The 11,008-nt window shown below is 69.1% G+C and carries 11 protein-coding genes; 8 read left to right on the top strand and 3 right to left on the bottom strand.

Translation table 11 applies throughout. From position 1 onward, the window contains the following. The 3 genes from AC3XYG_RS10835 to AC3XYG_RS10825 form a co-directional block, all read left to right on the top strand. Window positions 1–727, top strand: a 727-nt coding sequence (locus AC3XYG_RS10835; protein ID WP_489139838.1) for a c-type cytochrome, incomplete at its 5' end; no start/stop codon positions are given. 250 nt (window positions 728–977) lie between these two features. Then, complete coding sequence (locus AC3XYG_RS10830; RefSeq protein WP_489139837.1) at window positions 978–3,092, top strand: calcium-binding protein; 2,115 nt, start codon at window positions 978–980, stop codon at window positions 3,090–3,092. Window positions 3,093–3,196: 104 nt separating this feature from the next. Beyond that, entirely contained in the window at window positions 3,197–4,387 is a 1,191-nt protein-coding gene (locus AC3XYG_RS10825; RefSeq protein ID WP_489139836.1) for a serine hydrolase domain-containing protein, read from the top strand. A 73-nt stretch (window positions 4,388–4,460) separates the two neighbouring features. Here the strand turns inward: AC3XYG_RS10825 and AC3XYG_RS10820 are convergent, their stop codons facing one another. Continuing rightward, window positions 4,461–4,919 (bottom strand): c-type cytochrome, encoded by a 459-nt coding sequence (locus tag AC3XYG_RS10820; RefSeq protein WP_489139835.1) that lies wholly within the window; start codon window positions 4,917–4,919, stop codon window positions 4,461–4,463. A gap of 236 nt (window positions 4,920–5,155) precedes the next feature. Here AC3XYG_RS10820 and ykgO point away from each other — a divergent pair, with 236 nt between their 5' ends. The 5 genes from ykgO (at window position 5,156) to glcF (ending at window position 9,944) form a co-directional block, all read left to right on the top strand. Then, complete coding sequence (ykgO, locus tag AC3XYG_RS10815; protein WP_138893229.1) at window positions 5,156–5,281, top strand: type B 50S ribosomal protein L36; 126 nt, start codon at window positions 5,156–5,158, stop codon at window positions 5,279–5,281. Window positions 5,282–5,437: 156 nt separating this feature from the next. Continuing rightward, the gene (locus AC3XYG_RS10810) at window positions 5,438–6,925 is read left to right on the top strand and encodes an FAD-linked oxidase C-terminal domain-containing protein (RefSeq protein ID WP_489139834.1); all 1,488 of its coding nucleotides are present in this window, start codon (window positions 5,438–5,440) and stop codon (window positions 6,923–6,925) included. Window positions 6,926–7,067: 142 nt separating this feature from the next. Next, on the top strand, window positions 7,068–8,258 hold the full coding sequence (glcE, locus tag AC3XYG_RS10805) for a glycolate oxidase subunit GlcE (RefSeq protein WP_489139833.1): 1,191 nt from the start codon (window positions 7,068–7,070) through the stop codon (window positions 8,256–8,258). A gap of 85 nt (window positions 8,259–8,343) precedes the next feature. Next, complete coding sequence (locus tag AC3XYG_RS10800; protein ID WP_489139832.1) at window positions 8,344–8,586, top strand: GlsB/YeaQ/YmgE family stress response membrane protein; 243 nt, start codon at window positions 8,344–8,346, stop codon at window positions 8,584–8,586. Window positions 8,587–8,651: 65 nt separating this feature from the next. After that, window positions 8,652–9,944 carry a glycolate oxidase subunit GlcF gene (gene glcF / locus AC3XYG_RS10795; protein WP_489139831.1) on the top strand — a complete coding sequence of 431 codons (1,293 nt, stop codon included), beginning with the start codon at window positions 8,652–8,654 and terminating at the stop codon, window positions 9,942–9,944. 72 nt (window positions 9,945–10,016) lie between these two features. On the opposite strand, the gene trxA is transcribed toward glcF, so the two are convergent. Further along, the gene (trxA, locus tag AC3XYG_RS10790) at window positions 10,017–10,337 is read right to left on the bottom strand and encodes a thioredoxin TrxA (RefSeq protein ID WP_489139830.1); all 321 of its coding nucleotides are present in this window, start codon (window positions 10,335–10,337) and stop codon (window positions 10,017–10,019) included. Between the two features lie 75 nt (window positions 10,338–10,412). After that, on the bottom strand, window positions 10,413–11,008 hold a 596-nt coding region (locus AC3XYG_RS10785; protein ID WP_489139829.1), incomplete at its 5' end, for a PD-(D/E)XK nuclease family protein.

Below are 11,008 nucleotides of genomic sequence, written 5' to 3'. Positions count from 1 at the left end.
CGATGCCAAGGTGCTGGCCGGCGGCCGGGCGCTGAAGACGCCGTTCGGCACCTTCTACACCCCGAACATCACGCCCGACCCGGACACCGGTATCGGCAAGTGGAGCGAGGATGATTTCCGCCGCGCCCTGCGCGAGGGCGTGTCGCCGGAAGGCGACGACTACTATCCCGCCTTCCCCTACACCTCCTACACCGGCATCACCGACCGCGATCTCGACGACCTCTGGGCCTATCTGCGCAGTGTCGCGCCAGTGTCGCAGCAGAACCAGCCGCATGATCTGGGCTGGCCGTTCTCCTGGCGCTCGCTGCTGCCGGGCTGGCGGATGCTGAACTTCACCGAAGGCGCGCCGCTGGTGGCGGTCGGCCAGTCGGCGGACTGGTATCGCGGCGCCTATCTCGTCCGCGTGCTCGGCCATTGCGGCGAATGCCACACGCCGCGCGACCTGCTGGGCGGCCTGAACTGGTACAGCCCGTTCTCCGGCAACCCGCAGGCGCCGGACGGCGACGGCAAGATCCCCAACATCACCCCCGACCCGAAGCACGGCATCGGCGACTGGAGCGACAAGGACATCGCCTATTACCTGGAAACCGGCGGCACGCCGGATGGCGACTTCGCCGGCGGCGCGATGGTCGATGTGATCAAGAACGACACCAGCAAGCTGCTGCCGGCCGACCGCGAGGCGATCGCCACCTATCTCAAGAGCCTGACGCCGCTGCCGGGCAATTAGCCGATCCGCCACCCTCGTGGTGTCGCGAGGTCCTGTACCGACGGTCGGGAATCGCTTATATATTTTTATCTAAAGATAATTTTTAGGTACATTCGCAATATTCTGACAGGTGTCCGGTTATTTCATTAGGGCCGGCGCCGCTATTTTTTGAACCTGCGATTCCGCCTTCCGGCCTTCCCTGAAGACCGGCCGCAGCCGGCTTGGCCGTGCGGTCGGCGGTGTCGCCCGCATTATCAGTGGAGGGAATCTCATGACTGTTTATAGCGGCACGGCCGATCGTGATTTCATCATCGGCCTCGGCGATTCCGTCGTCGTCCCGCCGGGCGCCAACCTCGTGGTGCTCGATCTGTCCGGCGACGACCAGCTGAGCGGCCAGGGCGCCGACGACTACGTTCTCGCGGGCGCCGGCAACGACATCGTCGATGGCGGCGACGGCGCCGATCAGCTCGACGGCGGCACCGGCGACGATGTGCTGCGCGGCGGCCTCGGGCCGGATGTGCTGACCGGCGGCGACGGCATCGACACGGCTGATTACAGCACCAGCGTCAAGCCGATCTCGGTCGATCTCGGCCTCGGCTCCGGCACGGGCGGCGATGCCGAAGGCGACACGCTGACCGGGATCGAGAACGCCACCGGCAGCGCCGGCGACGACACCACCGACGGCGATGCCGGCGACAACGTCCTGGTCGGGCTGGCCGGCAGCGACATCCTGGTCGGACATGAGGGCGCCGACACCCTGACCGGCGGCGACGGCAACGACTTCCTCGCCGGCGACGAGGAACCGGGCCTGGGATGCGGCTGCGGCGACGGGCCGGACCATCTGCAGGGCGGTGCCGGCGACGACACTCTCTATGGCGGCGGCGGCGCGGATATCCTGGAAGGCGGCGACGGCAACGACCTGATCGGCTTCATGGACGGGGCGGAATATGTCGACGGCGAGGTCATCGACGGCGGTGCCGGCTATGATGTCATCGCCTTCACGCCGCTGCCGGGGGCGGACACACTGCTGGTGCTGCAGGGCGAGAACCTGCGCGGGATCGAGGAGATCGACCTCGGCTTTCCCGGCGGTGGCGGCCCGCTCGGCCTGCCGGCGCGTCTGCTGCTGATCGGCGTGCAGTCCGACATGCTGATCGTCGGCAGCGACGACCGCAACGCGGTCACGTCGGGAGACGGCAACGACACCGTCCGCGGCTTCGGCGGCGACGATACCTTGCTCGGTGGCCTCGGCAATGACAGCCTCGACGGGGGCACCGGGGCCGACCAGCTCAATGGCGGGGTCGGCGATGACATGCTGATCGGCGGCGCGGGGGCCGACCGGCTGACCGGCGGCGACGGTTCCGACACCGCCACCTACCAGGGCTCGGCGGCGGTGACGATCGACCTGCTGAATCACATCGCGTCAGGCGGCGACGCCCAGGGCGACGTGCTGACCAGCGTCGAGAACATCTATGGCTCCAGCAATGCCGACCAGCTGAGCGGCGATGACGGCCGCAACATCCTGATCGGCAAGATCGGCGACGACATCCTGGTCGGTCGCGGCGGCGACGACTCCCTGTCGGGTGAGGTCGGTAACGACAATCTCGACGGCGGCGACGGCAACGACCGTCTCATCGGTGGCGACGGCGTCGACACCATCCATGGTGGCGCCGGGGCCGATTCGGTGGATGCCGGGACCGGCAACGACATCGTCTTCGGCGAAGCCGGCGACGACAGCCTGGTCGGCGGTACCGGCAACGACCAGCTCAGCGGCGGCGATGGCAACGACCTGTTCATCGGCGGCGCCGGGGCCGATGCCATGGATGGCGGTGCCGGCAACGACACGGCCAGCTATGCCGGCTCGACGGCCGGGGTGACGATCAGCCTGACCGGCGCCCCCGGCAGCGGCGGCGATGCCCAGGGCGACACCCTGACTGGGGTCGAGAACCTATATGGCTCGGACCAGAACGATGGGCTGACCGGCGATGCCGGGGCCAACACCCTGTCCGGCGGCGCCGGTAACGACATCCTCACCGGCGGTGTCGGGGCGGACACCCTGAAGGGCGGCACCGGCAACGACATCTTCGTCTACACCAGCGTCGCCGACAGCACGGTGGCGGCCTCCGGCAAGGATGTGATTACCGACTTCAGCACCGGCGACAAGATCGACCTCAGCGCCATCGACGCCGATGGCAATCCAGCCAACGGCAACACCGCTTTCAGTTTCGGCACCGGCGGCTTTAACGGCCATGCCGCGCAGGTGCAGATCGTCGATTTCCACAACGGCATCCAGGGTGTCTATATCGACATCAATGGCGACAAGGTGCCGGATTCGATCATCAATGTGATCGCCGACCACGCCCTGACCGGGGCGGATTTCGTGTTGTGACCGCACCCGGCGGCCAAGCCCGCTTCAATGTCGGACCTTTTGCGATAGACTGGGCCCGCCGCAGCCAATGCGGCGGCGCCCGGTCATCGGGAAAGCAGCAGGGAATGGGGATGGTGAGCGAGTTGGAGACCAGGGACGATCTGGCGCCGGAGGCGACACTCGCCAATTGGCGGCAGCCGCCCTATAGCCGCTGGGGATTCCGCAATGTCCGCCGGCTGGTGCCGGTGGCCGAGGTTCTGCGCGGCGATGCCGCTGCCTGCCTGCCCCGCGCCACGGGGCTCGACCTCGACCGTGTCATGGTCCCAGGGCCGGATGGCGCCGAAGGCTCGATCAGCCAGCTCCTGGCCGAAAGCGACACCGATGGCTTCCTGGTGCTGCATCGGGGCGCCGTCGTGGCCGAGCACTATGCCAATGGCCTGGCGGTACGGATCCCGCACATCGTCTTCTCGATCAGCAAATCGATCACCGGCATCCTGGCCGGCGTCCTGGTGGAGCGCGGGCAGCTCGACCCCGATGCCCTGGTCACCACCTATGTGCCGGAGGCGGCAGGGTCGGCCTATGACGGCGCCACGGTCCGCCATGTGCTCGACATGACCGTCGGTATCCGCTTCACCGAGGATTACGTCGATCCCGCCGGCGACGTCGCCCGCTATCGCGTGGCGATGGGCTGGAACCCACCCAGCGCGGTGGCGCAGGGCGGCGATCTGCACGGTTTCATCGCCGGCCTGCCGGCGGATGGCGCGCGGCATGGCGACACCTTCCACTATGTCTCGCCCAATTCCGACCTGCTCGGCTGGATCCTCGAACGCGCCTCCGGCCTCCGCTTCGCCGCGCTGATGACGGAACTGCTGTGGCGGCCGATGGGGGCCGAGGCCGACGGCTCCATCACCATCGACCGGCTGGGCGCGCCGCGCACTGCCGGCGGCCTGTGCATGACGCTGCGCGACCTCGCCCGCATCGGCGAAATCATGCGCCGGGACGGCCGGGCCGTCGGGCGCCAGATCATCCCGCAGGCCTGGGTCGACGACATCCTCGACCATGGCGACCGCGCCGCCTGGGCCCGCGGCGACATGGCGGACTTGGCGCCGCAGGGGCGCTATCGCAGCCAATGGTATGTGCTAGGGCCGGGCCGCGACGTGGTCTGCGGCATCGGCATCCACGGCCAGTGGATCTATGTCGACCGCGCGGCGGAGATGGTCATCGCCAAGATGTCGTCGCAGCCGCTGGCGGTGGACGACGCGCTCGACCACCGCGTCCTGGCCGGCTTCCGGGCGATCGCCGGCGCCCTGGGCTAGGTCGAACGAAAACCGGGGCCGCTGGCGGCCCCGGTTCCTGTCTCGGCATCACGCGGGGGCGAAGCCCCCGACGTCAGCTCTTCTTCACGCGATAGGTTTCGTGGCAGGCGCCACAGGACTGGCCGACCGTGCCGAAGGCGGCCTTGATCTTGTCGGCGTCGCCGGCCTGGGCGGCCGTGTTCAGCGCGGTGATGGCGTCCTGGTTGCCCTTCACCTTGGCCTGGAAATCGGCCGCGTTGGTCCAGATTTCCGGCTTGGCCGCGCTCTTGCCGACACCGACGGCGGTGCCTTCCGGGAACAGCGACGGTAGAGTCGAGGCGACGTCCTGCATCTTGGCGGCGGCCGCCTTGACGTCGTCGATCGAGCCTTTGCCGTCGCGCAGGAAGGCGGTCAGGATCTTGGCCTGGTCGCCATAGGTGTCCATCGCCGCTTCGCGCTGCTTCACCACCTCCTCGGGCGTGGCGGCCCAGGCGACGGCGGCACCGCCGCCATTGTCAGCGGCGGTGATGGCCACAAATTTCCACGAACGCATGGTGCCTCCCCTCAGGTGGGTGCCGGTTCGACGACAGAACAGGCCGCGAGTATGCTGGGAAAAATATGGCAATCACCAGCGTGTTCGCGCTCCTTTTGCCCATTCGCCGCACCGCGCTGTGGGGTTTCGCACATGGTTGACAGCGGGGAGGCCGGACACTATGTTCCGCGCCTCGAATTCCGGCCCGCGAGCTTGCGCTCCCGGCGGCGCCGGCGCTGCCGCATGGGATTGAAGAAATGAAAGTCGCGAACTCGCTGAAGACCCTGAAGACCCGCCACCGCGCTTGCCGCGTCGTTCGCCGCAAGGGCCGTGTCTACGTCATCAACAAGGAAAACCCGCGCTTCAAGGCGCGCCAGGGCTGACACCGGCCGGCTCTCGCAGCCAGCTGGTCCTTGTTGGAATGTGCTGAAGGCCGCGTCTCCGGACGCGGCCTTTTGCTGTTGCTCGTCCGGGGCCAAGTCCACGTCGCTTGCCGGATCGGTGCCGCCTTCCTATCGTCGTGACAGGAGGTCCCGCCGATGAAGATGCCCGTCCCCGATGCCGCCATCCTGGCGCGGCGCGAGGAGATCGCCACCGCGTTGCGCGCCATCGTGCCGGGCGAAGGCGTGATCACGTCGGAAAGCGAACGCCGCGCCTATGAATCCGACGGGCTGACCGCCTATCGCACCCTGCCGCTCGTGGTGGTGCTGCCCTCGACCACCGAACAGGTCTCGGCCGTGCTGCGCACCTGCCAGAAGATGGGGGTGAAGGTGGTGCCGCGGGGATCCGGCACCTCGCTGTCCGGCGGCGCCCTGCCGCTCGAGGACGGCGTGCTGCTCGGCTTGGCCAAGTTCAACAAGGTGCTGGAAGTCGACCTCGACAACCGCTGCGCCCGGGTGCAGCCGGGGGTGACCAATCTCGGCATCACCAATGCCGTCGCCCATGCCGGCTTCTATTACGCGCCCGACCCGTCCAGCCAGATCGCCTGCTCGATCGGCGGCAATGTGGCGGAGAATTCCGGCGGCGTGCACTGCCTGAAATACGGCCTGACCACCAACAATGTGCTGGGGCTGGAGATCGTGCTGATCGACGGCACCATCCTGCGGCTGGGCGGCAAGAATCTCGATTCGCCGGGCTACGATCTGATGGGCGTCCTGACCGGCTCGGAAGGGCTGCTCGGCGTCGTCACCGAGGTGACGGTGCGGCTGCTGCGCCGCCCGGCGACCCAGCGCGCGGTGCTGATGGGCTTTCCGTCGTCGGAGGCGGGCGGCGACTGCGTCGCCCGCATCATCGGCGCCGGCATCATCCCGGGCGGGCTGGAGATGATGGACAAGCCGGCGATCCACGCGGCGGAAGCTTTCGTCCATGCCGGCTATCCCCTCGATGTGGAGGCGCTGCTGATCTGCGAGCTCGGCGGGCCGGAGGCCGAGGTCGACCATCTGATCGAACGGGTCGAAGCGATCGGCCGCGATTGCGGCGCGTCCTCCTGCGTCGTCAGCCGCAGCGAGGAGGAGCGCCTGCGCTTCTGGGCCGGGCGCAAGGCCGCCTTCCCGGCGGTCGGCCGGATCAGCCCCGATTATTACTGCATGGACGGCACCATCCCGCGGAAGCGCCTGCCGGAGGTGCTGGCCCGGATGCAGGAGATGTCGCGCCGCCACGATCTGCGCGTCGCCAACGTGTTCCATGCCGGCGATGGCAATTTGCACCCGCTGATCCTGTACGACGCCAATGTGCCGGGCGAGCTGGAGCGGGCCGAGGAATTCGGCTCCGACATCCTGCGGCTCTGCGTCGAGGTCGGCGGCGTGCTGACCGGCGAGCACGGCGTCGGGGTCGAGAAGCGCGATCTGATGGAGGTGCAGTTCGGGCCGGAAGACCTGGCGCAGCAGCAACGGCTGAAATGCGCCTTCGATCCCGACGGGCTGCTCAACCCCGGAAAGGTGTTCCCGACCCTGCATCGCTGCGCCGAGCTGGGCCGGGTGCACATCCACCGCGGTGAAACTCGCTTCCCCGACCTGCCGCGGTTCTGACGATGAGTCCCGACTCGTTGACTCCTTTCCTGTCATGCCCGGACTTGATCCGGGCATCCAGAGGCTGTCGACATCTCCTGGATTGCCGGGTCAAGCCCGGCAATGACAGCAAAGTGAAATGCCGCTCTCCCTGGTGCCACCCATGACCGAGACCCTGAAGCCCGCCAGCGAGGACCAGGTGCTGGAGGCGATCCGCTGGGCGGTGGCGGAGGAGACGCCGCTGGAACTGATCGGGCGCGGCACCAAGCGCGGCTTCGGCCGGCCGGTGCAGGCGGCGCATGCGCTCGATCTCTCCGGCCTCGCCGGGATCGAGATCTACGAGCCGGAGGAGCTGGTGCTGACCGCCCTGCCGGGCACGCCGATGGCGGAGATCGAGGCGGCCTTGGCCGCGCGCGGCCAGGCCCTGGCCTTCGAACCGGCCGATCTCGGGCCGCTCTATGGCGGGCCGGCCGGAGCAGGAACGCTGGGCGGCGCCATCGGCTGCAACCTCTCCGGGCCGCGCCGGATCAAGGCCGGCGCCGCGCGCGACCATGTGCTGGGGATCGAGGCGGTGTCCGGCCGCGGCCAGGCCTTCCGCTCCGGCGGCCGGGTGGTCAAGAACGTCACCGGCTACGACCTGCCGAAGCTGCTGACCGGCGCCTTCGGCACCCTCGCAGCGATGACCCGGATCACCATCAAGGTGCTGCCGGCGGCGGAAACCGTGCGCACGCTGGTGGTCGCGGTGCCAGACGACACATCAGGCGTCGCCGTGCTGACCCGGGCCCTGACCAGCCCGTATGAGGTCTCGGGCGCGGCGCACCTGCCGGCCGGGATCCTGGGCGATGCGGGCCGTGCCCTGATCCGCATCGACGGCTTCGGCCCCTCGGTCGACAGCCGGGTGGCGTCGCTGTCGGCCCTGCTCGGCGATGCGGGACCGCTCTCCCTCCTCGACGCCGAGGAATCGCAGGACCTGTGGCGCCGGATTCGCGACGTAACACCCTTCGCCGATGACGCCGTTGATTCGGATGGGCGTGCGGTGTGGCGGGTCTCGGTGGCGCCGACGGCCGGGCCGCAGGTCGCGGCGGCGGCTGGCGGGCCGCATTATTTCGACTGGGGCGGCGGTCTGGTCTGGATCGCCACCACGTCGGACGGCGATGCCGGCGGGGCCGCGATCCGGGCGGCCGTGGCGGCATCCGGCGGCGGCCATGCGACGCTGGTGCGGGCCTCGGCCGGGTTGCGCGCCGCCCTGCCGGTGTTCGAGCCGCAACCGCCTGGACTGGCCGCGCTGGAGCGCCGTGTGCGCGAATCCTTCGACCCCAAAGGAATTCTTTCGCCGGGCCGGATGACGGCCTGAAACCAAATCGGAAACTTCGGCCGGGCTCGCGCGTTACCACCAGACGCGTGTCTCGCTCGGGGGAGGTTCTATGGAATTCCTATGGATGCTGATCATCGGTTTCGTGGTCGGCCTGGTCGCGAAGTTCCTGATGCCGGGCCGGGATCCCGGCGGTTTCATCATCACCATCCTGCTGGGCATCGCTGGTGCTTTCGTCGGCGGCTGGCTCGGCCGCCAGTTCGGGATCGTGCCGGCCAGCGGGTTCGGCCAATTCGCCTTGTCGGTGGTCGGGGCGATCGTGATCCTGATCATCTATCGCGTCATCGCCGGCCGCAGCAGCTCGGTCTGACATCCGGCGGGTTCCCTCTTGTCACTGCGGCGGGCTAGTGTCGCGGCAGTGACGGGAGGGTTCGGGTGCAGACTCATTTCTCGCTGGTGCAGCTGGCCGATCCGGATACGGCGGAATCGGAAAAGATTCTGCGCAGCTGCGTGCATTGCGGCTTCTGCCTGGCCACCTGCCCGACCTATCAGGTGCTGGGCGACGAGCTCGACAGCCCGCGCGGGCGCATCTACCAGATCAAGTCGATGCTGGAGGAGGGCGGGCCGGCGCCGGCCACCGTCGCCAAGCATCTCGACCGCTGCCTGTCCTGCCTCGCCTGCATGACCACCTGCCCGTCCGGCGTGCATTACATGCATCTGGTCGATCATGGCCGCGCGGTGGTGGAACAGACCTATCGCCGGCCGTGGCGTGATCGCGCCCTGCGAGCCTTGCTGGCCACGGTGCTGCCGCGGCCGCGGCTGTTCCGCTTGGCGCTGCTCGGCGCGATCCTGGGCCGGCCGGCGGCGCCGCTGCTGTCCCGGCGGCTGCGCGCCATGCTGGCCCTGGCGCCGCGCCGGCTGCCGCCGCCCAGCTCGGTCGACCGGCCGCAGGTCTTCGCCGCGGAAGGGCCGCGCCGGCGGCGGGTGGCGCTGCTGTCCGGCTGTGCCCAGACCGTGCTCGACCCCGGGCTGAACGAGGCGACGATCCGGCTGCTGACCCGCCACGGCATCGAGGTGGTGGTGGCGCGTGGCGCCGGCTGCTGCGGGTCGCTGACCCACCATATGGGGCGCGAGGATGCGGCCCGCGCCTCGGCCCGCGCCAATATCGAGGCCTGGAGCCGGGAGGCGGAGGCGAACGGCCTCGACGCCATCGTCATCAATACCTCGGGCTGCGGCACCACGGTCAAGGATTACGGCCACATGTTCCGCACCGATCCGGTGTGGGCGGACCGGGCGGCCGGGGTCTCGGCCCTGGCGCGCGATGTCACCGAACTGATGGACGAGGTCGGGCTGAATCCGCCGGTGGTGGCGACCGGCCAGGCCGTGGCCTATCACTCCGCCTGCTCGATGCAGCACGGCCAGCGCATCGCGGCGCCGCCGCGCCGCCTGCTGGCCGCCGCGGGCTTCGCCGTGCGCGAGGTGCCGGACGGGCATCTCTGCTGCGGTTCGGCCGGCACCTACAATCTGCTGCAGCCGGAGATCGCGGACGAGCTGCGGGCGCGCAAGGTGCGGGCGGTGGAAAGCACCGGTGCCGCGATCGTCGCCGCCGGCAACATCGGCTGCATGACCCAGATCGGCCTCGGCACCGCTCTGCCGGTGGTGCACACGGTGGAGCTGCTCGACTGGGCCACCGGCGGCCCGCGGCCCGCGGCGATCGCCGCGGGATAGGCAGGCAACGGCCCCAAAAACAAAGCCCCGCCGGAGCGGGGCCTTGAGGCGATCAGCGAAGGTTCGACGGGATCAGAGGTTGTTCTCGACCCAGGCGGACAACGCACCCTTCGGCAGGGCGCCGATCTTGGTGGCCGCGACCTGACCGTCCTTGAACAGCATCAGGGTCGGAATGCCGCGCACGCCGTACTTCGCCGGGGTCAGCGGATTGTCGTCGATGTTCAGCTTCACGATGCTGATCTTCTGGCCGAGCTCGTTGGAAATCTCTTCCAGAGCCGGTCCGATCATCTTGCAGGGACCGCACCATTCCGCCCAGTAGTCCACCAGAACGGGACCCGAGGCTTTCAGGACGTCGGTTTCGAAGCTGGTATCCGAGACGGGCTTCGTGCTCATGAGATTTCCTTACCTTAGGGGCGGGGACGCCACCTCACCATGTCGAGATAGGGTAGGAAGGAGAACGGAACAAGGTCAAGCCGATGCGCCGGGGGCATGCCGGTCCAGCGCTGCAGGCGTAAGCTCCATCAGCCGGGGCCCCTCGGTCCACAGCAGGGCGCAACGCACCTGCCGGCCTGGATAAACCAGGCGCAGCGCGGCGCGATAGGCCGCCATCTGCGCGAGATAGGCGCGCGGCACCGAATCGACGCTGGCCGGCGGCGGCCGGTTGGTCTTGTAGTCGACCACCAGCACCGACTCGGGCGTGACCACCAGCCGGTCGATCTGGCCGGACAGGGCGCGGCCCTCGACCAGGCCGACCACCGGCACCTCGGCCCGGCTGCCTGGCCCGAACAGGGCGGCGAATCCGGGCTGGTCCAGCACCGCCAGGGTGGTGGCCGCGATCTCCGCCTGCTCGGCCGCGTCACGGCCATGATACGGCCGGGCCAGGTAGCGCCGGGCCGCTGCCTCCCGCGCCTCCGGCGGCAAATCGGGCAGCGCCTGCAGCAGGGCGTGGATCAGGGCGCCGCGACGGAACCGGCCTTCGTCGTTGCCGTCCAATGGCGACCGGGCTGCCGGTTCCATCTCCGGCCGCGACGGGGTCAGCGGCCGGGTCGGGTCCGGCTCGGCCG

The organism is Inquilinus sp. (genome assembly GCF_057815775.1).
This window is presented reverse-complemented; position numbering and strand designations above follow the sequence as displayed.

Coding starts and splice junctions, on each gene's coding strand:
- AC3XYG_RS10830 (WP_489139837.1), top strand. CDS start 978: ATGACTGTTTATAGCGGCACGGCCGATCGTGATTTCATCATCGGCCTC.
- AC3XYG_RS10825 (WP_489139836.1), top strand. CDS start 3,197: ATGGGGATGGTGAGCGAGTTGGAGACCAGGGACGATCTGGCGCCGGAG.
- AC3XYG_RS10820 (WP_489139835.1), bottom strand. CDS start 4,919: ATGCGTTCGTGGAAATTTGTGGCCATCACCGCCGCTGACAATGGCGGC.
- ykgO (WP_138893229.1), top strand. CDS start 5,156: ATGAAAGTCGCGAACTCGCTGAAGACCCTGAAGACCCGCCACCGCGCT.
- AC3XYG_RS10810 (WP_489139834.1), top strand. CDS start 5,438: ATGAAGATGCCCGTCCCCGATGCCGCCATCCTGGCGCGGCGCGAGGAG.
- glcE (WP_489139833.1), top strand. CDS start 7,068: ATGACCGAGACCCTGAAGCCCGCCAGCGAGGACCAGGTGCTGGAGGCG.
- AC3XYG_RS10800 (WP_489139832.1), top strand. CDS start 8,344: ATGCTGATCATCGGTTTCGTGGTCGGCCTGGTCGCGAAGTTCCTGATG.
- trxA (WP_489139830.1), bottom strand. CDS start 10,337: ATGAGCACGAAGCCCGTCTCGGATACCAGCTTCGAAACCGACGTCCTG.